Raw genomic sequence first — 25,791 nt, forward strand, 5'->3', positions numbered from 1 at the left:
GGTCATTGAGGTGCGCCCTTCGAGGCCGCTCGTTCCTCGCGGCACCTCAGGACCCGGCTCCGCTCGTTCCTCGCTCCGCGCCTCAATGAGCGGCATGAGCCTATTTACCAGCGCTTTGCCAGGATCCTGCCGCCTCGGCCGGACCGGAACCGCCGCCGACCGGGGCGTCGGCGCTCTGGGGCGTGCGAGCGAGCCAGGCCAGGTCGCCGGCATGAGTGTTGGTTCCGAGGATGCGCGGCTGGCTTCGCCCATAGCGGATGATGGTCGCCGAGGCCGGATCGACGTGGATGCGCTGGAACAGGTCCAGGTGCAGACCATAGGCGTCGGCGAGCACCGACTTGATGATGTCGCCATGACTGACCGCCACCCAGACCGCCTCCGGACCGTGCTCGGCGGTGATCGCGGCGTCACGCGAGCGGATCGCGGCGACGGCGCGCGCCTGCATCGCCGGCATCGACTCACCGCCGGGAAAGGCCACCGCCGACGGCTGGCGCTGCACGGTCTTCCACAAATCCTCGGCGAGGAGTTCGCTCAGGGGGCGGCCCTGCCACTGGCCGTAGTCGCATTCGGTGATCGCGTCGTCCACGATCACCGGCAGGTCGGCCCGCTGCCGTTCCAGGACGGCATCGGCGGTCTCACGGCAGCGTTCCAGCGGACTCGTCACCAGGGCCGCGAGAGGCAGCGGCGAGATCCGCTCGGACAGGGCGACGGCCTGGCTCCGGCCGGTGTCGTCGAGGTGGACGCCAGGGGAGCGCCCGGGGAGGAGTCCGCTGGCGTTGGCGGTAGTCCGGCCGTGGCGGACGAGGATCACGGTGGCCATGCCCCGAGGGTAGGCCGTCGCTCCGACGGAGGCTGAGGGGATCGTGGTCGTCCGGCCACCGCGATCCCTCAGATTGTGCCGAGCGGCTCAGGCCTCGACCGGCCGGATACGCGAGGCGGCCTCGGCGGCGCGGACGCGGGCCTCGTCGGTCGTGTCGCCGCCGGCCACCGCGACACCCATGCGTCGCCGGGCGAAGCTCTCCGGCTTGCCGAACAGGCGCAGGTCGCTCTCCGGCACGGCCAGCGCCGCAGCAACGCCCTCGAAGGCGATGCCGACCGCCGGGGTGCCGCCGTAGATGACCGCCGAGGCACCGGGCCGGCGCTGCGAGGTGTCGACCGGCAGCCCGAGGATCGCCCGCGCGTGCAGCTCGAACTCGCTCTGCCGCTGCGTGGCGAGGGTCACGAGTCCGGTGTCATGGGGGCGCGGGCTGACCTCCGAGAAGATCACCTTGTCGCCGCGCACGAACAGCTCCACGCCGAAGACGCCGCAGCCGCCCAGGGCCGACGTAATCCGTTCGGCCGCCTCCCGGGCACCGGTCAACGCCGCCTCGCTCATCGCCTGCGGCTGCCACGACTCGACGTAGTCGCCGTCGACCTGCCGGTGGCCGATCGGCTCGCAGAAGAACGTCTCGACCTCGCCGGAGGCCCCAACCGCGCGCACCGTCAGCTGGGTGATCTCGTAGTCGAAGTCGACGAAGCCCTCGACGATCACTCGCCCGGCATCGACCCGGCTGCCGGTCGCCGCGTACTCCCAGGCCGCAGCCACCTCTTCGGCCGAGTGCACCAGGCTCTGCCCTTTGCCCGACGACGATATGACCGGCTTGACGACGCACGGGAAGCCCACCTCTGCGGCACCCGCAGCAAGTTCTTCCGCCGACCCGGCGAAGCGATACGGCGACGTCGCCAGCCCTAGCTCCTCGGCCGCCAGCCGGCGGATGCCCTCGCGGTTCATCGTCAGCGAGGTCGCCCGCGCTGTGGGGATCACCGTGGCCAGGCCGTCGGCCTCGATCCCGAGCAGCGCGTCGGTCGCGATGGCCTCGATTTCCGGCACCACGAGATCGGGGCGCTCGGCCTCGACCACGGCGCGCACCGCCGCCGGGTCGGTCATGTCGATAACGCGGCCGCGATGGGCGACCTGCATGGCCGGAGCATCGGCGTACCGGTCGACCGCGATGGTCTCGACACCGAACCGCTGCAGCGCGATGACCACCTCCTTGCCGAGTTCGCCGGCACCGAGCAGCAGAACGCGGGCGGACGACGGACTCAAGGGCGTGCCGATTCTCACGCGGCCCATGATGACAGGGAACGACCCGGATACGGTGACGGTGTGAGTCAGCCGCGCATCGAGGTCGTCGCCGCGCTCGTGGTCGAGCCGGCCGGCCGCACCCTGCTGGTGCGCAAACGTGGGACCAGCTACCTGATGAACCCCGGCGGCAAGCCGGAGGCCGGCGAGCGCCGAACCGAGGCCCTCGCGCGTGAACTGCACGAAGAGATCGGGCTGCGGGTGCCCGAAGACGCCATGATGCTGTTGGGCACGATCCACACCCAGGCGGCCAACGAGCCGGGGCACGCGCTGATCGCGCACTGCTACCGGATCGACGTGCCGACCGCCGAGCACCGCATCGCTGCGGAGATCGTCGAGTCGGTCTGGGTCGATCCGGCCTCGCCCGGCCCGCTGCCCCTGGCACCGCTGGCCGCCGACCACCTGCTGCCGCTGCTCGCCGGTCAGGCCGGCTGACGGGAGGACCCATGACCACCACGCTGTATCAGGTCACGCGGGACGTGTTCTGCGTCCAGGGGACTGCAGTGAACTGGATCCTCGTGCGCGAAGGCCGCGACCTGACGCTCATCGACGCCGGATACCCCGGCGACACCGACGCGCTGGAGGCCTCAGTGCGTTCGCTCGGGCATCGCGTCGAGGACATCCGCGCGGTGCTCGTCACCCATGCCCACGTCGACCACATCGGCGCGCTCGGACGGCTCCACGAGCGCTACGGCATCGCGGCGCTCATGCACCCAGACGAGTTGCCCAACGCGCTCGGCCAGACGCACGAGAGCGCCACGCCGGCCGATGTCGCCCGGCGTGCCTGGCGCCCGTCGGTGCTGCGCTGGTCGCTGGCGATCACCCGTGCCGGTGCCACCGGACATCCGGTCGTACCGCACGCCCGTGCCTACCCGGACTCCGGCGCGCTCGACCTGCCGGGCCGCCCGCAGCCCCTGCACGTGGCCGGTCACACCTCGGGCAGCTCGGTCTATGTGCTGGATTCAGCCGGGGTGGTGGTCACCGGCGATGCGCTGGTCACCGGCCACCCGATCTCGGCGATCACCGGGCCGCAGCTGCTTCCGGATTTTTTCACCCTCGATCCCGGCCGGGCCGATGCGGCGCTCGACGTACTCGCCGGGGTCGAGGCCGACGTCCTCGTGCCCGGGCACGGCACCCCCTGGCGGGGTGAGATGGCCACGGCCGTCGAGCATGCTCGCCGTACCGCCCCGCGACGGCTGCGCTGAGCGCGTGAGGGATACGTCCGGGCGGCTGACAGACTGAGCCGGTGAGCGAATCAACCGGAGCCGCATCCCCTCGTGACTGGGCACCGCACGTCGCGGAGGCCCGGCCCTGGCGCCAGAGAACCCCCCAAGGCCCCAAGGCCGACCGGGAGTTGCGTGAGATCGTGGTGCGCCGTCCGCCGCGCATCACCTCTCTGGACTTCCCCGTCGACCGCCCTTTGCGCGTCACCATGAACAACGCCCTGGCTAATCTGGCTCAGCTGGACCAGACCCACGGCCGTAAGCTCGGGGCGCTCGATCAGTTGTTGTTGCGCACCGAATCGGTGTCGTCATCGAAGATCGAGAACATCGAGGCGAGTTTCGCCGACTACGAGCGGGCGTTGCATGGGATGCGCGCGAACGCTTCGGCACGTTCGATGGCCGCCTCGACACAGGCGCTGGCCGGGGTCATCGCCGACGCCGGCGAGTGCGGCCAGGTCCGACTGGAGGCGATGCTGCGCGCGCACTACCTGTTGTTTCGCCATCACCCGACGATGCACGAGAAGGCAGGCCACCTGCGGACCGTGCAGAACTGGATCGGTGGCAGCGACTATTCGCCGCGCGGCGCGTTGTTCGTGCCGCCACCGCCCGACACGGTTCCGGGGTACCTGGAGGACCTGTTCGCTTACGCGAACCGTGATGACGTGCCGGTGCTCGTGCAGGCGGCGGTAATGCACGCCCAGTTCGAGTCGATCCACCCTTTCACCGACGGCAACGGCCGCATCGGCCGTACCTTGATCCACGCGGTGCTGCGCCGCCGCCGGGCGACCCGCTACCTGTCAGTGCCGATTGCGTCCGGATTAGTGGCGCGCCGCGACCGCTACTTCGACGCGCTCGGGGAGTACCGCGAGGGGCGAGCACGCCCGCTGGTCGGTCTGATGACGCATGCGACGCTCATCGCCAGCCACGAGTCGCGGCGCACCGCCACGCGCCTGCACGAGGTCACCGTCGAATGGGAGGACCTGCTCGGCGGTCCGGTCCCCGGCAGCGCCGAGTACCGGCTGGCGCGGCTGCTGGTGTCCGAGCCGATCCTCACGGTCGATCTCGCGGCCCAGCGCACGGGGTACAGCGGTGTGCAACTCAAACTGGCGATGGAGCGATTGGAGGCGGCCGGGGTGCTCACGCGCAGCGGTCGTCGGGTACGTGAGCGGACGTGGTCGGCACAGGCGATCCTCGACGAACTCCAGGATCTGACGGTCCGCATCGAGACCGTCAGCCGCAGCGCGTAAGCGGTTGCGGGGATAGGCGGAACCCGGTCATTGAGGTGCGAGCTTGCGAGCCTCGAAATGACCCACCACCGCAAGCTTCGAGGCTCGCTCGTTCCTCGCTCGCACCTCAGCCAGCGGGACCTACTGGCGCATCCTCTAAGCGGCTGTGGAACCTCGACGACCGGGTCAGCAGGTCAACACGACGAGGCAGGTGTTCTTCGTCGGCTTCGGCGTCGGGCTGGGCGCGGGGGTAGCCGTCTCCGGCTTCGTGGTCGGCGCGGAGGTCGGGGTGACCTCGTCGCGGGAGGAATCCGACGAGGCCGCCGAGCTGTCGCCGCTCTGAGCGCTGCCGGGGTCCTGCGTCGCGGTCGCGTCCGGAGCGGGGGTGGGACTCGATCCGGTGGCGTCAGCATTCAGGCCGTCGGGTCCGGCGTCGGTAGTGCCGTCGCCGACGGAGATCGTCGGCGTGGCGTCGCGTCCTGCCCGGTCGTCGTGGGAGCCGCCGACCGCGTCGGAGGAGAACGCGAAGGTCACGGCGACGGCAGTGGCGACCGTCGCTACGACGGTGACCGCGATGATCCGGGAGAGCCGTGTCGTAAGGAGCATGACGGTGAAGAACCTCGGGAGATCGGGGGTGCTCCCTCCACCGTAGGGGCACCGGACGTGCCTGCGCAGGCTTTTGGCCGCAAGGTGACCCATCCCACGCCGAGGCCGACCAGGTGCGCGATCTGCCCTCTCGATAAGGCAGGATGCGGCGCATGTCCACCGGAGCATCGTCCACGGCCCAGACTGACGTCATCGTGGTGGGAGCAGGCCTGGCCGGCCTCGTCGCCACCGCCGAACTGGTCGAGGCGGGCCGCCGCGTCATCGTCGTCGATCAAGAAGGCGAGCAGGGGATCGGCGGCCAGGCGTACTGGTCATTCGGCGGCCTGTTCTTCGTCGATTCCCCGCAGCAGCGGCGCATGGGCATCAAGGACTCCGTCGAACTGGCCTGGCAGGACTGGCAGGGCAGCGCCCAGTTCGACCGCGACGACGATCTGTGGCCGCGCCGCTGGGCCGAGGCGTACGTGAACTTCGCTGCGGCCGAGAAGCAGGCATGGCTGCGCGAGAAGGGCCACCGGGTCTTCCCCGTGGTCGGCTGGGCCGAGCGCGGCGGCGCACTTGCAGGCGGGCACGGCAACTCGGTGCCGCGCTTCCACATCACCTGGGGAACCGGCCCGGGCATCGTCGAACCGTTCGAGAAGATCGTCCTCGCCGGGGTGGAACAGGGGCTGGTGCGTCTCGCGTTCCGTCATCGCGTCGATGAGTTGGTGGTCGAGTCCGGTGCGGTCACCGGAGTCCGCGGCGCGGTACTGGAGCCGACCGACGCGCCCCGGGCCGCGCCGACCTCGCGTGAGGCCGTCGGCGACTTCGCGTTCTCGGCACAGGCGGTGGTGGTGACGACCGGCGGCATCGGCGGCAATCACGACCTCGTGCGGGCCAACTGGCCCGAGCGGCTGGGCACCCCGCCGGCGCACATGATCTCCGGCGTGCCCGCGCACGTCGACGGGCGCATGCTCGGCATCGCCGAGGACGCCGGTGCGCGGCACATCAACCGTGACCGCATGTGGCATTACGTCGAGGGCATCACGAACTTCGATCCGATCTGGCCCAAGCACGGCATTCGCGTCCTGCCGGGGCCGTCGTCGTTGTGGTTCGACGGTGCGGGCAACCGGCTGCCGGTGCCGGCGCTGCCGGGCTTCGACACCCTCGGCACGCTCAAGATCCTGCGCGAGAGCGGCCACGACCACTCGTGGTTCGTGCTCACGCAGTCGATCATCGAGAAGGAGTTTGCGCTGTCGGGGCAGGAGCAGAACCCCGACCTGACGAACAAGAGCATCCGCGAGCTGCTGCGTCAGCGCCTTGCGAAGGGGGCGACCGAGCCGGTGGAGGCGTTCAAGCGCCAGGGGGAGGACTTCGTCGTCGCCGACACGCTGGAGGAGCTGGTCGCGGGCATGAACCGGGTGGCCGGTTCGGACCTGATCGATGCAGGCCATCTGCGCCGCCAGATCGAGGAGCGTGACCGCCAGCTCGACAACGCCTTCGCCAAGGACCTGCAGGTCGTGGCGATGCGGCAGGCGCGCGCGTACCGGGGCGACAAGCTGGTGCGGGTGGCCTCGCCGCACAAGATCCTCGATCCGGCCAAGGGGCCGCTCATCGCGGTGCGCCTGCATGTGCTGACCCGCAAGTCGCTCGGCGGGTTGGAGACGAACCTCGATTCTCAGGTGCTGCATTCCGGGGGCGAGCCGTTCGAGGGGCTGTACGCGGCCGGTGAGGTCGCCGGATTCGGCGGCGGCGGTGTCCACGGCTACAACTCACTGGAGGGCACGTTCCTCGGCGGCTGCCTGTTCTCCGGCCGCGCCGCCGGCCGCGCCCTCGCTGCCCAGCTGGGGTGAGGGGAGTAAGGGGGAGCGGACGACACGCCTCCCGAAACCGCCCCAGCGGCCACGCACAGAGGCTGCGGAGAAGCAGTCGGAGCCATGTCCGGTCCCTTGCTGGCGGCCGTCGCCGCTGACCACCGCCCGCTCAGGCACGAAAATGGCCCGTCGATCGGCGGCTGCCCCGGCGCTCTCGCCCCGGTGCCCGGCCAGCGCGCTTCTCAGTCGAGACGATCTGCAGCCCCGCGGGCGGCTTCGAGTAAAGCGAGTTCCCGTTCATTCCGTTCCTCGCTTGCTCATCCTCCCGACATACGCGGGTGTCCGGAGTGGAGAGACGAAGGAGTGTGGGCCTCGAACCAGCAGTTGCCTCTACCCTGGGAGGGATACCTTGTGAAGAAGGAGCGTGAGCAATGGGGTTCTTGCAGCCCACCTCGCCGGATGTGGACGCCGAGGCGTTCCTGAGCCGGCCGTTCCTGGAACGGATCAAGGTCCTCGCGCTGTTCTGGGCCGACCACGGTTTCGGCTCGCCGGTGGCGTTCCACCTCATCTACATCACGAAGGTCGTGGTGCTGTACTGCCTCGGCGGGCTGCTGGTGGTGTCGTGGACCAGCGACGTGGGCGGCTTGGGGGAGTTCACCTCGTGGTGGGACCAGGCGGTCGTCTACCAGAAGCTCGTGCTGTGGACCGTGCTGCTGGAGGCCATCGGCATTGCCGGCACGTGGGGTCCGCTGGCCGGTCACTTCAAGCCCATGACCGGCGGCGCGCGCTACTGGCTGCGCCCCGGGACGATCCGCATGGCACCGTGGGCGTCGAAGGTTCCCGGAACCGGCGGTGACACGCGCACCCCGTTCGACGTGGCGCTCTACGCGCTCTTCCTGGCCAGCCTCGTCGCGGCCCTGGTGATGCCGACCGGTGCCGACGGACTCGTGCGCACCCCGTGGTGGGTCGTCGTGGCGGTGCTGCTGGTGCTGCTCGGCCTGCGCGACAAGGTGATCTTCCTGGCCTCACGCGGTGAGCAGTACCTGCCCGCGATGATCTTCTCCGCGACGCTCACGGGCGCCGACCTCATCATCGCCTACAAGTTGCTCATCGTGACGGTGTGGATCGGCGCGGGCGTCTCGAAGTTCGGTCACCACTTCGTCAACGTGGTGCCGCCGATGCTGTCCAACGCGCCGACGACCCCCGCACGCTGGATCAAGCGCCTGCACTACCGCGACGTGGAGAACGAGGATCTGCTGCCGTCGAAGTTCTCCTGGTTCATGGCCCATGTCGGCGGCACGACGGTCGAGCTGGCGATCCCGCTGGTGCTGTTGTTCGCCACGAACCGCGAGGTGGCCGTCGTCGCGGCCTGCTTCATGGCCTTCTTCCACCTGTTCATCCTCACGGCCTTCCCGCTGGCGGTGCCGCTGGAGTGGAACGTGCTGTTCGGGTTCCTCGCGGTGTTCCTGTTCGTCGGCTATCCGAACGGGGAGGGGTACGGCGTCTTCGACTTCTCCGAGCCGTTCCTCCTGCCGCTGATCGTCGCCGGTCTGGTGTTCTTCCCGGTGCTGGGCAATCTGCGGCCCGATCTGGTGTCGTTCCTGCCGTCGATGCGTCAGTATGCAGGCAACTGGGCCTCCGCGACGTGGGTGCTCAAACCCGGCATCGAGCAGCGCTTCGACGAGATCGTCAAGCCCGCCGCCAATCAGATCGACCAGTTGCAGGCCTTCGGCTTCGATGCGCTCGAATCGGAGATGACGCTGCAGAAGACGCTGGCGTGGCGGGCCATGCACAGTCAGGGGCGCGGCCTGTACTCGCTGCTGCTGCGCCACGTGGACGACGTCGACGCCCGAACCATCCGCGAGGCGGAGTTCATGTGCAATCTCTTCCTCGGCTGGAACTTCGGCTGCGGGCACCTGCACGACGAGCGGCTGATCGCCGCGCTGCAGCGGCGGCTGCACCTGGAACCGGGGGACTTCCAGGTGATGTGGGTCGAGTCGCAGGCCATCGGTTCGCCGGTACAGCACTACCGAGTCATCGATGCGGCCCTCGGCGTGGTCGAGCGCGGCCACTGGTACGTCGCCGAGGCTGTCGCCGAGCAGCCGTGGCTCCCGAACGGGCCGATCAGCCTGCACGTCGACTGGACTCTCGACGGCTATGTGCCGGCCGGTGGAACATCGGAGCGTCCCGCAGTCTCCTAGGGCCGTGAACAACAGGATCAAGGCAGGGGTAGCCGCCGTCGCCCTCGTGGTCGCGGCCGGTTGCGGGGGCGGCACCGAGGGCGGCAGCACACTGCCGCGCAAGATCGATCCCGACTCGGCGCGGCACATCGAGAAGGTCATCGATCCGCTGCCGGGCGTCGTCTCGGTCGAGGCCGAGCGGACTGCCTACGACTCCGACTACTACGGCGTGGAGGCCACGGTGATCGTCGAAGACGACATCGAGGTCCCCGACCTGGAGGCGGTCCTGGAGGTCTTCGACGAGGCCAACAACCTGATCGACGAAGCCGCTGGCTTCAACGGCGAGGTCCGCTTCGAGCGTGATGAAGACGAGGACATCACCGCAGCCTCGCACATCCTGTCCGACGAGAGCCCGCTGTCTCCTGCGGAGCGCGCCAGCGCCTTCCTGACCGCCACGAGCGAGTTCCCCGAGGCCAAGGTCGTGTTCATGGGGCCGATGCTGGATCTGGGTCAGGTGCCCGCAGACGGACGACGGGTCTCCGAGATCGCCGCGTGGATCATGGCCGACGACGACCTCGGGCTGTTCCCCAGCATCGCGCTCAGTGTCAGCGACAGCGTCGAGGGCACCGGCCAGGCGAGGATCTGGGTCGACGGAGACGCCGACGACTTCGACTGGGGGCGGTGGCAGCAGTTCGTCGACACCGTCGCGTTGATCCCGGCCCAGGCGGCCCCCACCTTTTCATACATCCTGGTTCGTGACGACCGGATCGGTGCCATCGACCTCGGCCTCGGCGGTGACCTGCCGGAGGACGTGGTCCCGGACTTCACCACATGGCAACCGGTCCTCGAACCGTCGTTGCAGGCGATTTTTGCCATCGGCGCTGCCCAGGGTGACGATGACGGCTGGGGCCTGGATGTCAGCGGCGGCGACTCCTTCGTGGGCGTGTGGGTCAAGGGCGGGAGCGCGGAGGCCGACGGCTACGCCGACGACATGTGGAGCCAGTGGGCCGCTGACGTCGTCAACGCCGCGTAGCGCCGTAGCCGAGGCTGCCCCGTCGCCTGTGGTGGTGGGCCAATGACCGGATTCGATCTCGTGGCGTGCGCTCTACAGTCGGTGCATGCTCACTGCCGTCGTGGCCGGATTGCTGACCGGCCTGTCGCTGATCGTCGCCATCGGGGCGCAGAACGCCTTCGTCCTGCGTCAAGGGTTACGACGTGAGCGCGTCGGCGTTGTCGTGGCGATCTGTGCGGCCTCGGATGCATTGTTGATCGCCTTCGGCGTCGCCGGCCTGGGCGGATTGTTGTCGGCGGCACCCTGGCTGTCGACGGCCGCGCGATGGGCGGGGGCAGTGTTCCTGCTCGGCTACGCGGCGCTGGCCCTGTGGCGGGCGGCAGTCGGGGGAGCCGAGGGGTTGAACGGGGGAGCGGCCGGCGGGCGCGGTGGCCTCGGGGCGGTGGCCGGCACGACGCTGGCGCTGACCTGGCTCAATCCGCATGTCTATCTCGACACGGTCTTCCTCGTCGGCTCCATCGCCGCGACGCATGGCGAGGCGCGCTGGTGGTTCGCGGCCGGGGCCATGTCCGCAAGCGTCATGTGGTTCGGCGCACTGGGCTTCGGGGCGGGCCGCCTCGGCCGGTGGTTGCGGTCGTCGCGTGCCTGGCGCCTGCTCGATGCGGTGATCGCCCTGGCGATGATCGTCATCGCCGTCACCCTCCTCATCGAGTGAATCGAGACCTCGACAGCGTAGAGGTTCCGGGCATAGGCGGAACCCGGTCCCTGAGGTGCGAGGGCGCTCAGCGCCCGAGCCTCGAAGGGCGCACCTCAGCCAGCGGCCAAGGCAGGAGAGGTCGAACCGTTCTGAAACTCGGTGCCGCCCCGACCCGCCCGTAGATTGACATAATGTGCATTATCGGATGTCTGGCGAGGGGAGGCGGGAGCGCCTGGAGTCTCTGCGGATAGGCGCTGGCTGAGGTGCGTAGGTCGCTTGCGGCGGTAGGTCATTTCGAGGCTCGCAAGCTCGCACCTCAATGACCGGGTCCCTATCCGCGCACGTGCCTAGTCTTCGCTGATCTCGGGGTGTTCGAGAGCGGCCAGCCACACCGTCAGCAGCCGTTCGAGTTCGATGCGTTCTCGGGGCTTCAACGCCGCGACGAGTCGATGTTCGTGTGTCACGTGGGCGGTGAAGACCTCGTCGACGACCGAATGACCGGCCTGCGTCAGCCCGATGACCTGATCGCGCCGCGCGTCAGTCGGCCCCGACCACGCAACGAGTCCGGCCTCGACGAGCCGGTCGAGCAGCCGGCTCATCACGCCCATCGAGACCTGGGTGTGCCGGGCCAGCTCGCCGGGAGCCAGTTCGTAGGGATCGCCGGCGCGCCGCAGCGTCGCAAGGACGTCGAACTCGCCGTCATCGAGGCCGTGATGGACCTGCTCGGCGGAGAACTCGTCGCGGAGCCGGTCGGAGAGCAGACGCAGGCGCCCGATGATCCCGTGTGGTCCGACGTCGAGGTCGGGTCGCTCGATGCGCCATTGCGCGATGGCGCGTGCTACCCGGTCGTCCACGGAGGACAACCGTATCTTCCCTGGAAAATCAGCGCTATGCTGCCCCGAGGAACACCCGCAGTGCCGAGACGAAAGCCGCCGGCTGCTCGGAGTGGACCCAGTGCCCCGCGCCCTTGATCGTCACCTCGCACGTGCGCGGGAAAAGCCGGCGCATCTCGGGTTCGTGCTCCGGCCGGATGTAGTCCGAACGCTCCCCGGCGACCCAGAGGACCGGATGGTCGAACGGCGGCTCGGACAGGTCGGGGAAACCGCCGATCACCGGAAGATCGCGGCGCAGCAGGTCGAGGTGAGCCTGCCAGGCGTAGCCGTGATCGCCCGCAGCCCGCAGGTTCTGCAGCAGGAACAGCCGCACCGCCGGGTCCGGGATGGATTCGCGCAGCCGTTCGTCGGCATCACCACGGCGCCGGAGGGTGGTCAGGTCCAGCGAGGCCAACGCGCCCAAAAGCTGCTCGAACTGCCCCGATCCCTCGCTGAAGGCCGGAGCGATGTCGACGATCACCAGCCGGTCGATCAGCTCCGGATGGCGCAGGGCGAGGACCATCGCCACTTTGCCGCCCATCGAGTGTCCGACGAGATGCACCGGACCGCTCACGGCGAACCCGTCGCGTAGGAAGGCCGCGACGGCATCGGCCATCCGGACGTAGTCGACGCCGTCGGTCCACGCCGAGCGGCCGTGGTCGGGCAGGTCGACCAGCAGTGAGCCGAACTCCGGTTGCAGGGCCTTGGCGATCTGGGTGAAGTTCTTCCCCTGCCCGAACAGGCCGTGCAAGAAGACGACCCGCCGGTCGCCGTCCCCAACCTCGGCAGCGTGGATCGCCGGCGGCGCTTCACTCATCGTCGAATCCCGCAGGGCGCGGGCCGGTGTAGTCCGGGCCGTAGGCGCCGGGCGCGGGACGCCGGGTTTTGGCGAGCGCCCGTTGACCGGGGGCCATGCGCCGGGCCGTGACGAGATAGGCGGTGTGCGAACCGGCTCCGTGTGCCGGGCGGACGGCCAAGCCCTCGGCGTGCCAGTCCCGCTCCAGCGTCTCCCAGGCGCGCGGCTCGGTGAACTCGCCGTGCTCGCGCAGCGTCTCGACGAACCGGGACAGCTGCGTCGTCGTGGCGACGTAACCGCAGATAATGCCGCCGGCGACGAGCCGTTCGGCGGCCAGCGGCACACATGTCCACGGATCGACCATGTCGAGGATCAGCCGGTCGATCTCGGCCTCGGCGACGACCTCGCGCACGTCTCCGACCGTGAGCGTCCAGGCCGGATGCTCCCCCACGATCTGGGTGACGTTCTTGCGCGCGATCTCGGCGAAGTCCTCGCGGATCTCGTAGGAGCCGACATGACCCTGCGGCCCGACCGCGCGCAGCAGCCACGACGTCAGGCTGCCCGATCCGGCACCGGCTTCGACCACGCGGGCACCGGGAAAGATGTCGGCCCATGCGAGGATCTGCGCGGCATCCTTGGGGTAGATGATCGCCGCGCCGCGCGGCATCGAGACGACGTACTCGCTCAACAACGGACGGAACACCTGGTACTCGCCGCCGAGGGACGCCTCGACGACGATGCCCTCGGGACGGTCGAGGATGTCGTCGTGGCGGATCTGGCCCTTCTTGGTCGAGAACTCCTTGCCGCGCACGAGCTGGATGTTGTGCTTGCGGCCCTTCGCGTCGCTCAGGCGCACCCACTCCCCCTCGGCGAAGGGGCCGCGATGGCTCCAGATGGCGGCGGACGGGGATGTCGTCATCGTCGGACTCCGGTTCGATAGGCGCGGTTGACAGTACGAGTGCGCAGGCTACCGACCACCTCGCCGGTCTCGTCGTCGACGACCGCGTAGACGTCGGCGGGCGCATGGGTCATGGCGCGCAGCAGGTCGCCGCCGTGCAGCGACAACGGCAGCCGCGGGCAGTCAGCCTCGGGTACGGAAGAATCGACGAGACGGCTCACCCGCAGGTTCTCGATGCGCCGGGCGCGATGGGCGAGGCGCAGCGACTGCGAGGAGCCGCGCCACATGAACACGCCGACCAGCGCGCACAGCAGGAAGTCCAGCCAGCCGGTGCGGCCGCCGCGCGTACACAGCCAGACGCCCACAACGAAACTCGCCGCAGCCGCGAGCTGGCCGAACCGCCCGGCAATGACGACGCCGATCCGCTCATTACCGGTGAGCGCCCAGCCGGCGGCGCGCACCATGCGCCCGCCGTCCAGGGGCAGCGCCGGAAGGACGTTCACCGCCGCGACCAGGAGGTTGATCGTGCCGAGGGCACCGGCGACCTTCGCCGGGTGGCCGTTGCCGAGGGCGGCTGCGGCAAGCATGCCGGCGAGGGCGAGGGCCAAGGAGGCGAGCGGCCCGGAGGCCGAACTGACGAACTCTTCACGGGCACTGCGGCTCTCGGAAGCGATCAGGGTCTCGCCGCCCAGCAGGTGCAGCGTCACCGACTGCACGAGCCGGTGATCGGCGCGAGCGGCGGCCACATGGGCGATCTCGTGGACGAGCACCGAGGCATACAACGACACAACGCCGCATGCGGCGACCAGCCAGGGCGATCCGTAGCCTGCGGTCGACAGCCGGGGCGCGAACAAGATCACCAGGAGCACGCCCATGAACAGCGCACCAGGGCGGATGAAGACCGGGACGGACCAGATGCGCCCCAGACGCACAGACCCCGGTGACGACATGGCGTCAACCTATCGCGGCACTTGCGGTGCTCGTTGCTGTCACCGGGGCTGGGTACCGTGCTGTCATGGACTCCGAGGTCGTGGTGCGCAGCAGGCTCAGCCCCAGCAGGGCGTCGGACTTCATCACCTGTCCCCTGCTGTTCCGCTATCGCACCGTCGACAAACTGCCCGAGCCGCCTGCGCCGGCCGCGATCCGCGGCACGCTCGTTCATGCGGTCCTGGAGGATCTGTTCGACCTGCCTGCCGCAGAACGCCACCCGGACCGGGCCGCCGAGCTGATCGCACCGGCCTGGGATCGCGTGGTCGGTGAGGATGCCCGTGCAGCGGAGTTCTCCGGTTCGGAGGACTTCGACGCCGCCGCCTGGCTGGATTCCGCGCTGCCGCTGGTGGAGTCCTATTTCGCTTTGGAGAATCCGCAGACGCTGGAACCGGCGGCCCGCGAGGTGTGGGTCGAACACCGCTCGGACGACCTGACGCTCGGCGGGATCGTCGACCGCCTCGACATCGCTCCCGACGGCCGTATCCGGGTCGTGGACTACAAGACCGGCAAGGCACCCTCGGAGCATTTCGAGGGCAAGGCGCTGTTCCAGATGCGGTTCTACGCGCTGTTGCTGTGGCGTACGCGAGGCATCGTCCCGACGCTGCTGCAGTTGATGTATCTCGGCGACCGCCAGATCCTGCGGCACGGGCCTGGTGAGGCTGAACTGGTGGCGACCGAGCGCAAGGTGCGGGCGATCTGGACGGCCATCATGCGTGCCCTCGACCAGGGGGCCTTCTCCCCCAGCCCGAACGGCCTATGTCGCTTTTGCGCCTTCCACGACCACTGCCCCGCCCAAGGCGGAACCCTGCTGCCGATGCCGACCGTCCGCATCGAGCCACCGGGGTCATAGTGGGACTGGCCCGGCTCAGGTGGTGAAGAGCGCGGTGATCGCTGCCGGAGTCAACCCGGCCAGGGATCCGGCCCGGCGGCGGTTCGGATGGTCGGGCACGGCCACCACGTGCGGGACGGCCAGGACCCGGCAGCCGGCGGCATTGGCCGATGCGGCACCTGTCGGGGAATCCTCGATGGCCAGACAGTCAGCGGCCTCGACCCCCAGCGCCTCGGCCGCCAGAAGGTACGGCTCAGGGTGCGGCTTGCCGTAGGTGACCCGATCGCCGCTGACGACTGCGGCGAAGGGGAGCTGTGCCGCGACGGGGTCGGCAATGACGCTGTACGACATCGTCACGAGCGCCTGAGGCACTCCCGCCTGCTCGAAGGCCTCGACCAGCTCACGAACACCGGGCCGCCAGGGCGTGCCACCGGCCAGGCCGCGACTCACCCGTGTCACGAGGAAGTCCACGATGTCGTCGACCGGCATGCTCGTACCGAAGTGACCTTGCAGGTGGCGGCCGGCGTCACGCAGGTCCGAGCCGATCAGGCCCGCAGCATCGGCCTCGCTCCAGGTCCCGCCGAGTTCGGCGGCCAGCTCCCGCTCGGCCGACATCCACAGCGGCTCGGTATCGACAAGCGTCCCGTCGAGGTCCCATAGGGCCCCGACGGGACGCCAGTGCGATGGTGTCGCGGAGATCAGCACTCGTCGGCGAGGAAGCTCTCCAGGTCGCTCGCGGCCTGCGAGGACTCGAGGTACTCATCCCCCCAGATCGCGTCCGGATCCTCCTCGATGGCATCGGCGAAGGACAAGAAGATGTCGACCCACTCGGCGACCTCCTCGTTGTCGTAGTCCTCGAACTCCTCGATCGTCTCGACCGCGTCGGTCAGGACACTCTCCTCGTCCAAGTCGGGGATGTACATGTTGAGGTCGTCTGCGGCATCGGCGACATCTTCGAGACCGTCGCAGTCGAGTTCGTCCGAGTCCTTCTCGTCGTCATCGTCGTCCGACTTCTTCTCGTCGTCATCGTCGTTCGAGGACTTCTTGTCCTCGCCGTCAGTGCTGGCCTGCTGAGAATCGTCGTCCTTGGTCAACGCCCACACCCCAACGCCGACGCCGCTGCCGATCAGCAGGAACGCGACGATGCCGAGGGTGATCCACAGGCCCTTCTTGGAGCCGCCCGAACCGCCCTGCGGGGCACCGGGGGCCGGGAAGCCGGCCGGGGGCACGGCCGCACCACCGGGAGGGGGCAGCGCGCCGCCCGGAGGCGGGAACGCTGCTCCGGGCGGGGGCGTCATCGGTGCGGCCGGGGTCGGCGGCGCGGCCGGCGGCAGGACCGCAGTCGGCTCGGCCGCCGCAGCACCGTTACCGCGACCAGCGATGGCGGCCTTGACGTCGTTGCCGCCGTTCTCGCCAAGCCAGGTCAGGAGGCCGGGGTAAGCGTTCGGGTGAGCCGCGATCAGCGGCCACAACTCTGGGTCACTCGTCAACTCCTGGAGCCGAGCCGGCGCAGTCGCCGGATTCGATGCCTCGGCGCGAGTCTCATCGGTAGCCATCAAAAATCCCCTCACATCATGCGGGCAGTCGCAATATAAGAAATCACCGTGAGCCTAATGCACTCACCGCTGCCGCCGACACCCCCGACACGTCTCGGGCGGCGACCGGCCGTTCCCGGCCGTTATGCCCGCTAAGAGGAACCCCGTGCGAGAAATGTTCCCCGGCCGGGGCGGCGTGACACAATGGGCGGGTACGACCTCAACGCCCACGCGAGCCCGCTGCCGGCTGGAGGTTCCCCGTCCATCGTTCTGGATCCGAGGAATCGCGTGACCGACAAGCTCACCACCGACGGCATTCGAGCCGCCTGGCGCCCCGACGCCACCGACGCTCTGACGCGGATCATGCGCGAGCGCCTGCTCGTCATCGACGGCGCGATGGGCACGGCGATCCAGCGCGACCGCCCCGATGAGGCGGGCTACCGAGGCGCACGGTTCGCGGACTGGCCCAGTGACGTCCAGGGCAACAACGACCTGCTCAGTCTCACCCAGCCGCACATCATCGACAGCATCCACCGCGAGTACCTGGCCGCCGGTGCCGACCTGGTGGAGACCAACACCTTCAACGCCCAGCGCATCTCGCTGGCCGACTACGGCATGGAGAAGTTCGCCTACGAGTTCAACGTCGCCTCGGCGCGGCTGGCCCGCGAGGCGTGTGACGAGTTCGCCACGGCGGACCGCCCGCGTTTCGTCGCCGGGGCCATCGGCCCGCTGAACCGCACCGGCTCCATCTCCCCCGACGTCAACGACCCGGCGGCGCGCAATGTCACCTTCGTCGAGATGGTCGAGGCCTACGACGAGCAGATCCGCGGCCTCGTCGACGGCGGTGCCGATGTGCTCATGGTCGAGACGATCTTCGACACGCTCAACGCCAAGGCGGCGATCTTCGCCATCGAGACCTTCTTCGAGGAGGTCGGCCGCCGTTGGCCCGTGGTCATCTCCGGCACGATCACCGACGCCTCGGGACGCACGCTCACCGGTCAGGTGACCGAGGCGTTCTGGAACTCGATCCGTCACGTCCGCCCGCTCATGGTCGGCCTGAACTGCGCGCTCGGCGGGCGCGAGCTACGTCCGTACATCGCCGAGCTGTCGCGAGTGGCCGACTGCTTCGTCCACGCCTACCCGAACGCCGGCCTGCCGAACTCCTTCGGCGAATACGACGAGGAGCCGTCGACCACTGCGGAGATCCTCGCCGAGTTCGCCTCGGCCGGACTCATCAACGCCGCCGGCGGCTGCTGCGGCACCACCCCGGCCCATATCGCGGCCATCGCAGGCGCGGTCGCCGACGCGACACCTCGGGTCCCCCCGGTGCTCGAACCAGCCATGCGGCTGTCGGGCCTGGAGCCATTCACCATCACCGAGGATTCTCTGTTCGTCAACGTCGGCGAGCGGACCAACATCACCGGCTCGGCGCGCTTCCGCAACCTCATCCGCGACGGCGACTACTCCACGGCGTTGTCGGTCGCGCGCCAGCAGGTCGAGAACGGCGCGCAGATCATCGACGTCAACATGGACGAGGGCATGATCGACGGCGTCGCCGCGATGCAGCGCTTCTTGCGCCTCATCTCGGGCGAACCGGACATCTGCAAGGTCCCGATCATGGTCGACTCCTCCAAGTGGGAGGTCATCGAGGAGGGCCTGCGCAACGTCCAGGGCAAGTGCGTCGTCAACTCGATCTCCATGAAGGAGGGCGAGGAGAGATTCGTCGAGCAGGCCCGGCTCTGCCGCAAGTACGGTGCGGCCGTCGTCGTCATGGCCTTCGACGAGGAGGGGCAGGCCGACAACCTGGAGCGGCGCAAGGAGATCTGCGCGCGGGCCTACCGCATCCTCACCGAGGAGGTTGGCTTCCCGGCCGAGGACATCATCTTCGACCCGAACATCTTCGCCGTCGCCACGGGCATCGAGGAGCACGCCTCCTACGGCATCGACTTCATCGAGGGCACCCGCTGGATCAAGCAGAACCTGCCGGGCGTCAAGGTCTCCGGCGGCGTCTCGAACGTCTCGTTCTCGTTCCGGGGCAACAACGCCGTGCGTGAGGCGATCCATTCGGTGTTCCTCTACCACGCGACGCGGGCGGGCATGGACATGGGCATCGTCAACGCCGGCGCCCTGGTCGTCTACGACGACGTCGACGTGAAGTTGCGCGAGCGCATCGAGGACGTCATCCTCAACCGCCGCCCCGATGCCGCCGACCGGCTGCTGGAGATCGCCGGCGACTACGCAGGCACCGGCCAGAAGGAGGAGGCCGCCGAGGCAGAGTGGCGCTCGCTCCCGGTGTCCGAGCGGATCACGCACGCGCTAGTCAAGGGCATCGACGACTACGCCGAGTCGGACACCGAGGAACTGCGCCTGGAGATCGCCGCGCGCGGCGGACGACCGCTAGAGGTCATCGAAGGTCCGCTCATGGACGGCATGAGCGTCGTCGGCGACCTGTTCGGCGCGGGCAAGATGTTCCTGCCGCAGGTCGTGAAGTCGGCGCGGGTGATGAAGAAGGCCGTCGCCTACCTCATTCCGTTCATCGAGGCCGAGAAGCAGCCCGGCGACGCCGAGCGCAGCAACGGTACGGTCGTCATGGCCACGGTCAAAGGCGACGTCCACGACATCGGCAAGAACATCGTCGGCGTGGTGCTGCAGTGCAACAACTACGACGTCATCGACCTGGGCGTCATGGTGCCGGCGCAGACGATCCTCGATGCGGCCAAGGAGCACAACGCCGACGTCATCGGCTTGTCGGGCCTCATCACGCCCTCGCTGGACGAGATGGTCAACTTCGCCGCCGAGATGGAGCGACAGGGCTTCGACATCCCGCTGCTCATCGGCGGTGCCACGACATCACGCGCCCACACGGCGGTCAAGATCGACCAGCGCTACCACGGCCCGGTGGTCTGGGTGAAGGACGCCTCCCGCTCGGTGCCGGTCGTGGCCTCGCTGCTGTCCGACGACCGCCGTCCGGCGCTGCTGTCGGACCTGCAGGCCGACTACGACTCGCTGCGGGAACGGCATGCGGCGCGCCAGGACTCGCGGCCGCTGCTGACGCTGGAGCAGGCGCGAGCCGACCGTACGCCAATCGACTGGAGCGGTTACACCCCGCCGGTTCCGCCCGCATTGGACGCCGACGGCACCTTCGTCCGGACGTTCACCGACTATGCGCTCGAGGAGCTGGTCGAGTATTTCGACTGGCAGCCGTTCTTCAGCTCCTGGGAACTCAAAGGCAAGTTCCCCGACATCCTCAACAACCCGGCCTCCGGCGAGGCCGCCCGCAAGCTCTACGACGACGCGCAGGCGATGCTGGAGCGGATGATCGCCGAGAAGTGGATCAGCGCGAACGGGGTCATCGGCCTGTTCCCGGCCAACCAGGTCGGCGGTGACGACATCGAGGTGTACGCCGACCACCACCGCGACCAGGTGCGCACGACACTGCATCACCTGCGCCAGCAGACCGAGCACCGCGAAGGGGTCCCGCACAAGTCGCTGACGGACTTCGTCGCGCCCAAGGAGACCGGGCTAGCCGACTATGTCGGTGCCTTCGCGGTGACCTGCGGGATCGGTGTCTCCGAGAAAGTCATCGAGTTCAAGGCAGCCCTCGACGACTACAGCGCGATCCTCCTGGAGTCGCTGGCGGACCGTTTCGCCGAGGCGTTCGCCGAGCGCATGCACGAGCGCGTGCGCAGGGAGTTCTGGGGTTATCAGCCCGCCGAGACACTCGACAACGAGGCGCTGATCGCCGAGAAGTACGTCGGCATCCGCCCCGCGCCCGGCTATCCGGCCTGCCCGGACCACACCGAGAAGCGGCTACTGTGGGACCTGCTCGACGTCAAGGCCAACGCAGGTATCGAACTGACCGATTCGATGGCGATGTGGCCGGGCGCTTCGGTCAGCGGCTGGTACTTCTCGCATCCGCAGTCCCAGTACACGGTGGTCGGGCGCATCGGCCGCGACCAGGTGGCCGAGTACGCCGAACGCAAGGGCTGGACGATGGACGAGGCCGAGCGCTGGCTGTCGCCCAATCTCGGCTACCGCACCGACGACGAGTAGACACGACGCCGGGACCGGTCATGGCGACGGGACCACCGGCGGCCTCGCCTTTGGGTCCATCGCCGATAATGGAAGGCCTATGAACCCCGACAAGGTCGACAAGATCCGCAAGCTTCTCGCGCTGGCGGAGGATTCGGCCGCCACCGCTGCGGAGGCCGAGACCTTTACCGCCAAGGCCATGGCGCTCATGGCCGAGTACGGGATCGACGAGGCTCTGCTGAGCGCCGCGCCCGGACAGGAGGCGGGGGTCAGCGACCGGCTGCTGCGCTTTGACGCACCGTTCGTGCGGGATAAATGCCTGCTGGCCTGTGTGGTGGCGCTGGCCATGCGCTGCAAGCCGATCATCCTCGGCACCGAACCGGCGATGTCGGTCCATGTCTTCGGGCTGGAAGCCGATGTCGAGAGCGTCGAGCTGTTGATGCGCAGCCTCATGGTGCAGGCGGCCCACGAGCTGATCCGGGCAGAGGTACCCAGGGGCGAGGACCTGGTGGCGTTCAAGCGCTCCTGGTGGGCCGGCTACGGCGCAGCCGTCGACACCCGGCTGCGTGAGATCGCCGAGACCACGATCCAGGAGGCCGAGGAACGCCACAGAGACGGTCCGTCGGTCGCGCTGGCGCTCGCGGACAGTTCCCACGCCATCGCCGACACGGTCGACCACCACTATCCGCACCGCGGCACGGTCACCAAGCCCGAGGTCTCCGGGCCGGGTGCCTACGAGGGCTACGTCTCGGGCCACCAGGCCGACCTCACCGGACTGTCTCCCGTCCTCGACCGCTGAGGAGGCCCGCCACCTAGGGAAGTGCTGATTTATAGGTCGGTGCCGCTCATTGAGGTGCGGAGCGAGGAACGAGCGGAGCCTCGAAATGAGCTGCGGTGGGGGTCCCTTCGAGGCTCGCAAGCTCGCACCTCAGGGACCGGTCAGCGGCGCACAACCCCAATAAGTCAGCGGATCCCTATGCTGGGGGCGTGAGCACTCCCGACATCCCCTCGCTACGCGATCCCTGGCTGATCGCCGCCTTCGAGGGATGGAACGACGCCGCCGATGCCGCGACCGGCGTCGTGGACCACCTCATCGAGGAGTGGGACGCCGAGGTGCTGATCCAGCTCGACCCGGAGGACTACTACGACTTCCAGGTCCACCGGCCGGTGCTGCGCAGCGGGCCGGACGAGACCGGATCGCGGCTGCGCTGGCCGCAGCCGACGATCTACTACGCCCGTCCGGCCGGTGCCGTACGCGATGTGCTGCTGGTGAGCGCCCCCGAGCCGAACTACCGGTGGCGCTCCTTCTGCGAGGCGATCCTCGGGGTCGCTGCGGCGGCGGGCGTCTCGGAGGTGCTGACGCTGGGCGCGCTGCTGGCCGATTCGCCGCATACCCGTCCGGTGCCGATCAGCGGTTCGTCCAACGAACTGTCGGACCGGTTGATCCCCGGTGTCGACGCCTCGCGGTACACCGGCCCGGTCGGCATCACCACAGCGCTGACCGAGGCGGCGACGCAGGCGGGTCTGCCCGCGCTGTCGCTGTGGGCGGCGGTGCCTCACTACCTGGCCGAACCGCCGTGTCCCAAGGCGACGCTGGCGCTGCTGGGCGCGGTCGAGGACGCCTTCGCGCTGGCGCTCCCCCAAGGCGTCCTCGACGAACTCAGCGAAGCCTGGCAGCGCGGTGCCGAGGATGCCCTCGACGGGGACGAGGAGATCACCGAGTACGTCCGGGCGCTGGAGTCCGAGCGCGACGAGAGCGAACTGCCGCAGGCCTCCGGAGACGCCATCGCCCGCGAGTTCGAGCGCTACCTGCGCCGTCGCCAATCTGGCGACGGACTCTAGAGAAGTGATGATTTTATTTCGGGTTGGGTGCCGTACCCAGTCCCTGAGGTGCGAGCGCAGCACACCTCGAAGGGACTCAAACCGCAGGCTTCGAGGCTCCGGCCGCAAGCGGCCTACGCACCTCAGCCAGCGCCTACCGACGCATGCTCTGAAGCGCTACCTCCCTGGAGCGCCGCGCTTTCAGGCGGTGGGGCCGGCCTGCCAGGCGCTAGCGAACATCTCGGCGACCGAATAGCGGACCTTCCAGTCCAGATCGCGGGCGGCCCGCTCTCCCGAGGCCACGATGCGCGCCGGATCGCCGGGGCGTCGCGGACCGATCTCCGGGGTGAAGTCGATGCCGGACACCTCTGCGGCGGCATCCATGATCTGCCGGACCGAGACCCCGTCGCCGCAGCCGAGGTTGTAGACGCGCTCCAGGTCGCGGCCCTCCAGCAGGGCCTGGGCCGCGACGACGTGCGCGTCGGCCAGGTCGGCCACGTGGATGTAGTCGCGGACGCAGGTGCCGTCGGGGGTGGCGTAGTCCTCGCCGTTGATGCGCGGCGTGCGGCCTTCGCGCAGCGCCTTGATGACCAGCGGGAACAGGTTGTGCGGGCTGGTGTCGTACAGGTGCGGCACCGCCGAACCGACGACGTTGAAGTAGCGCAGCGAGGTGTGCCGCATGCCCCAGGCGCGCTCGGCGTCGCGCATGAGCCATTCGCCGATCAGCTTGCTCTCGCCGTACGGCGACTCCGGCGAGGTGGGGGTGTCCTCGGTGACGAGGTCCACGTCGGGGGTGCCGTAGGTGGCGGCGCTGGAGGAGAACACGATGGCGTCGACGCCGCTGCGCTCCATCGCGGTGAGCAGGCTGACGGTGCCCTGCACGTTCTGCTCGTAGGTGTGCATCGGCCGCTCGACCGAGACACCGGCGTACTTGAAGCCGGCCAGGTGGACCACGGCCTGCACGTCGTGATCGCTCATCACCTGCTCCAACGCCGCAGTGTCGAGGATCGACGCCTCAACGAACGGGACCTCGCCGGGGACGAACTCGCGGTGACCGCTGGACAGATCGTCCACAACGACGCAGTCCAGGCCCGCCAGTTGGAAGGACCGCACGATGTGCGACCCGATGTACCCGGCTCCGCCGGTGACCACGATGCTCATAAGCATCGAGTCTAGGAGGCGGCCTCGTCGAGGCGTCGCAATGCCCCGAGGATCGTCTCGCGGTCGGTCGTGCGCCACATCGGCGGGAGTGATGCTGTCAGGAAGGAGCCGTAGCGCGCGGTGACCAGACGCGAGTCCAGCACCGCCACGACACCGCGGTCGCTCACCCGGCGGATCAGCCGGCCCGCGCCCTGCGCGAGCAGGAGGGCGGCGTGGCTGGCGGCCACCGCCATGAAGCCGTTGCCGCCGGACTCGGCCACCCGGCGCTGCCGCGCCCCCATGAGCGGGTCGTCGGGGCGCGGGAACGGGATACGGTCGATGACGACGAGCTGGCAGGTCGGACCGGGCACGTCAAGGCCCTGCCACAGCCCGAGGGTGCCGAACAGGCAGGTGCGCTCCTCGCGGGTGAACTGCTCGGTGAGTTCGCTCAGGTGCGCATCGCCCTGACACAGGATCGTCGTGTCGGGCAGTCGTTCCCGGACCGCTTCGGCGGCGGCATCGGCACCGCGGCGCGAGGAAAACAGGCCGAGGGTGCGGCCGCCGGCGGCGTCGATCAGGGCGACCAGTTCGTCAACGGTCGCCGGAGCAGGGCCGTCGCGGCCGGGCGCGGGCAGGTGCCGGGCGACGTAGAGCATGGACTGGCGGGCGTAATCGAAGGGCGAGCCGACGTCGATGCCGGTCCAGTCCTGCCCTGCGGGGTCGAGGCCGACCGACCGGACGACGGAGGTGAATGCACCGCCCACCGTGAGGGTGGCGCTGGTCAGCACCACGGTCCGGTCGGCGAACACCGTCGACGCCAACCGCCCGGCCACGTCCAGCGGCGCCAGGTAGAGCCGCGGCCCGGAGCGGCCTTCGGCGGCCCACAGGACGTCGTGCGGCCCGGCACCGGCCATCTTCTCGGCCACGGTATGCACCTCGTCGACGAGGCCGCGAGCCTGCTGCCGGGCGGCGTCCGGCTCGCCGCCGGCCTCCTTGGTCTCGGGGGCAAAGTCCGACAGGCAGGCGCGGGCGGAGTCCCGCACCAGGCTCACGACGTCGAGCAGTTCTTGACTCGGCGCGTCGATGCGTCCGGCCTCGGTCCGGGTCAGCACATCGGCCAGCGCGTCGGAGGCGTCCGCCAGGTCGTCGACGGCACGGCCGCCTCGGATGTGCGGGCGAGAGCGGCGGGCGGCCCTCTCGATGGCCGACGGCTCCAGTTCGACGGTGGCCGCCTGGGTGACGCGCGTCGCCAGTTCGTGCGCCTCGTCGATCACCACGACGTCGTGTTCGGGCAGTGTGGGGGTCTCGCCCTGGGCGTCGATGGCCAACAGCGAGTGATTCGTCACCACCAGTTGCGCCTGGTGCGCATCGGCCTTGGCCCGCTCGGCGAAGCACTCCTTGGCGTACCCGCAGCGCGAGGCCCCGAGGCATTCGCGGGCGCTGACGCTGATCTGCCGCCACGCTCGGTCGGTGTGCGACGGTGCCCGCTCCCGCTCCCCCGAGCCGTCGTGCGAAGCCTGGTCCTCGGCCCATTCGCGCAGCGCCACGACCTCCGATCCGAGCGTGCCTTCCTCGGGCAGTTCGATGAGGATCCCTTGGTCGTCGGGGACGCCGACGCGGACCCGATGCAGGCAGGCGTAATTCGACCGGCCCTTGAGTACGGCATGGGTCGGCACCGCGTCGAGGACGTGTTCGGCCGCCTCGATCAGTGCCGGGATGTCACGCTCGACGAGCTGATGCTGCAGGCTCAGTGTCGCCGTAGCGATGACGACGCGCTCGCCGTGCAGCAGGCTCGGCACGAGGTAGCCGAGCGACTTGCCGGTGCCGGTGCCGGCCTGCACCAGGAGATGACGCTCCTGTTCCATAGCGGCGGCGACGGACTCGGCCATCTTCGCCTGGCCGGGTCGCTCGGTGCCCCCGACGGCGGTGACGGCGGCATGGAGCACCTCGCGGACGCGACTCGGTTCGGCGGCGGGCATGCGCGTCACCCTAGCCCGGGATTCGGGGCCGGTTGCGTCGTTA

At 69.2% G+C, this 25,791-nt stretch carries 22 protein-coding genes; 11 read left to right on the forward strand and 11 right to left on the reverse strand.

The features are described from left to right. Positions 1-100: 100 nt before the first annotated feature. Both QM597_RS09360 and purT read right to left on the reverse strand, forming a co-directional pair. On the reverse strand, positions 101-820 hold the full coding sequence (locus QM597_RS09360) for a histidine phosphatase family protein (protein WP_415004614.1): 720 nt from the start codon (positions 818-820) through the stop codon (positions 101-103). Between the two features lie 87 nt (positions 821-907). Next, positions 908-2,113 carry a formate-dependent phosphoribosylglycinamide formyltransferase gene (purT, locus tag QM597_RS09365; protein ID WP_415004615.1) on the reverse strand — a complete coding sequence of 402 codons (1,206 nt, stop codon included), beginning with the start codon at positions 2,111-2,113 and terminating at the stop codon, positions 908-910. Between the two features lie 33 nt (positions 2,114-2,146). On the opposite strand from purT, the gene QM597_RS09370 reads away from it, so the two are divergent. The 3 genes from QM597_RS09370 to QM597_RS09380 are packed head-to-tail and all read left to right on the forward strand — an operon-like array spanning position 2,147 to position 4,592. Continuing rightward, complete coding sequence (locus tag QM597_RS09370; RefSeq protein ID WP_415004616.1) at positions 2,147-2,557, forward strand: NUDIX hydrolase; 411 nt, start codon at positions 2,147-2,149, stop codon at positions 2,555-2,557. 11 nt (positions 2,558-2,568) lie between these two features. Continuing rightward, entirely contained in the window at positions 2,569-3,327 is a 759-nt protein-coding gene (locus tag QM597_RS09375; RefSeq protein ID WP_415004617.1) for an MBL fold metallo-hydrolase, read from the forward strand. A 41-nt stretch (positions 3,328-3,368) separates the two neighbouring features. Next, a complete protein-coding gene (locus QM597_RS09380; RefSeq protein ID WP_415004618.1) occupies positions 3,369-4,592 on the forward strand; it encodes a Fic family protein in 1,224 nt (407 codons plus the stop codon). 165 nt (positions 4,593-4,757) lie between these two features. Here the strand turns inward: QM597_RS09380 and QM597_RS09385 are convergent, their stop codons facing one another. Then, a complete protein-coding gene (locus tag QM597_RS09385) occupies positions 4,758-5,177 on the reverse strand; it encodes a hypothetical protein (RefSeq protein WP_415004619.1) in 420 nt (139 codons plus the stop codon). A 152-nt stretch (positions 5,178-5,329) separates the two neighbouring features. Here QM597_RS09385 and QM597_RS09390 point away from each other — a divergent pair, with 152 nt between their 5' ends. From QM597_RS09390 to QM597_RS09405, 4 genes are all read left to right on the forward strand, one after another. Next, positions 5,330-7,006 (forward strand): FAD-binding dehydrogenase, encoded by a 1,677-nt coding sequence (locus QM597_RS09390; RefSeq protein WP_415004620.1) that lies wholly within the window; start codon positions 5,330-5,332, stop codon positions 7,004-7,006. Positions 7,007-7,398: 392 nt separating this feature from the next. Then, entirely contained in the window at positions 7,399-9,168 is a 1,770-nt protein-coding gene (locus tag QM597_RS09395; protein ID WP_415004621.1) for a DUF3556 domain-containing protein, read from the forward strand. Positions 9,169-9,172: 4 nt separating this feature from the next. Continuing rightward, positions 9,173-10,180, forward strand: a complete 1,008-nt coding sequence (locus QM597_RS09400) for a hypothetical protein (protein WP_415004622.1) — start codon at positions 9,173-9,175, stop codon at positions 10,178-10,180. A gap of 85 nt (positions 10,181-10,265) precedes the next feature. After that, positions 10,266-10,874 carry a LysE/ArgO family amino acid transporter gene (locus QM597_RS09405; RefSeq protein ID WP_415004623.1) on the forward strand — a complete coding sequence of 203 codons (609 nt, stop codon included), beginning with the start codon at positions 10,266-10,268 and terminating at the stop codon, positions 10,872-10,874. Positions 10,875-11,203: 329 nt separating this feature from the next. Here the strand turns inward: QM597_RS09405 and QM597_RS09410 are convergent, their stop codons facing one another. The 4 genes from QM597_RS09410 to QM597_RS09425 are packed head-to-tail and all read right to left on the reverse strand — an operon-like array spanning position 11,204 to position 14,372. Next, positions 11,204-11,710, reverse strand: coding sequence for a MarR family winged helix-turn-helix transcriptional regulator (locus QM597_RS09410; RefSeq protein ID WP_415004624.1), 507 nt, complete (start codon positions 11,708-11,710; stop codon positions 11,204-11,206). A gap of 34 nt (positions 11,711-11,744) precedes the next feature. Next, entirely contained in the window at positions 11,745-12,545 is an 801-nt protein-coding gene (locus QM597_RS09415) for an alpha/beta fold hydrolase (RefSeq protein ID WP_415004625.1), read from the reverse strand. After that, positions 12,538-13,443 carry a tRNA (adenine-N1)-methyltransferase gene (locus QM597_RS09420; protein ID WP_415004626.1) on the reverse strand — a complete coding sequence of 302 codons (906 nt, stop codon included), beginning with the start codon at positions 13,441-13,443 and terminating at the stop codon, positions 12,538-12,540. Before QM597_RS09420 ends, QM597_RS09415 begins: the two co-directional genes overlap by 8 nt. After that, the gene (locus QM597_RS09425) at positions 13,440-14,372 is read right to left on the reverse strand and encodes a site-2 protease family protein (RefSeq protein ID WP_415004627.1); all 933 of its coding nucleotides are present in this window, start codon (positions 14,370-14,372) and stop codon (positions 13,440-13,442) included. Before QM597_RS09425 ends, QM597_RS09420 begins: the two co-directional genes overlap by 4 nt. Before the next feature lie 65 nt (positions 14,373-14,437). Here QM597_RS09425 and QM597_RS09430 point away from each other — a divergent pair, with 65 nt between their 5' ends. Next, the gene (locus tag QM597_RS09430) at positions 14,438-15,262 is read left to right on the forward strand and encodes a PD-(D/E)XK nuclease family protein (protein WP_415004628.1); all 825 of its coding nucleotides are present in this window, start codon (positions 14,438-14,440) and stop codon (positions 15,260-15,262) included. Positions 15,263-15,277: 15 nt separating this feature from the next. Here QM597_RS09430 and QM597_RS09435 read toward each other — a convergent pair whose 3' ends face one another. Further along, a complete protein-coding gene (locus QM597_RS09435) occupies positions 15,278-15,946 on the reverse strand; it encodes an HAD family hydrolase (protein ID WP_415004629.1) in 669 nt (222 codons plus the stop codon). Beyond that, positions 15,940-16,797, reverse strand: a complete 858-nt coding sequence (locus QM597_RS09440; protein ID WP_415004630.1) for a hypothetical protein — start codon at positions 16,795-16,797, stop codon at positions 15,940-15,942. Before QM597_RS09440 ends, QM597_RS09435 begins: the two co-directional genes overlap by 7 nt. 267 nt (positions 16,798-17,064) lie before the next feature. Here QM597_RS09440 and metH point away from each other — a divergent pair, with 267 nt between their 5' ends. The 3 genes from metH (at position 17,065) to QM597_RS09455 (ending at position 22,650) form a co-directional block, all read left to right on the forward strand. After that, the gene (gene metH, locus QM597_RS09445; RefSeq protein ID WP_415004631.1) at positions 17,065-20,829 is read left to right on the forward strand and encodes a methionine synthase; all 3,765 of its coding nucleotides are present in this window, start codon (positions 17,065-17,067) and stop codon (positions 20,827-20,829) included. Positions 20,830-20,908: 79 nt separating this feature from the next. Continuing rightward, positions 20,909-21,607: a DUF2786 domain-containing protein gene (locus QM597_RS09450; RefSeq protein ID WP_415004632.1), complete on the forward strand. Its 699-nt coding sequence runs from the start codon at positions 20,909-20,911 to the stop codon at positions 21,605-21,607. Positions 21,608-21,795: 188 nt separating this feature from the next. Beyond that, complete coding sequence (locus QM597_RS09455; RefSeq protein ID WP_415004633.1) at positions 21,796-22,650, forward strand: PAC2 family protein; 855 nt, start codon at positions 21,796-21,798, stop codon at positions 22,648-22,650. A gap of 180 nt (positions 22,651-22,830) precedes the next feature. Here QM597_RS09455 and galE read toward each other — a convergent pair whose 3' ends face one another. Next, complete coding sequence (gene galE / locus QM597_RS09460; protein WP_415004634.1) at positions 22,831-23,790, reverse strand: UDP-glucose 4-epimerase GalE; 960 nt, start codon at positions 23,788-23,790, stop codon at positions 22,831-22,833. Positions 23,791-23,801: 11 nt separating this feature from the next. Continuing rightward, positions 23,802-25,748, reverse strand: coding sequence for an ATP-dependent DNA helicase (locus tag QM597_RS09465; protein WP_415004635.1), 1,947 nt, complete (start codon positions 25,746-25,748; stop codon positions 23,802-23,804). Positions 25,749-25,791 lie beyond the last annotated feature (43 nt).

This window comes from Aeromicrobium sp. (assembly GCF_047607065.1).
Lineage (GTDB): Bacteria > Actinomycetota > Actinomycetes > Propionibacteriales > Nocardioidaceae > Aeromicrobium.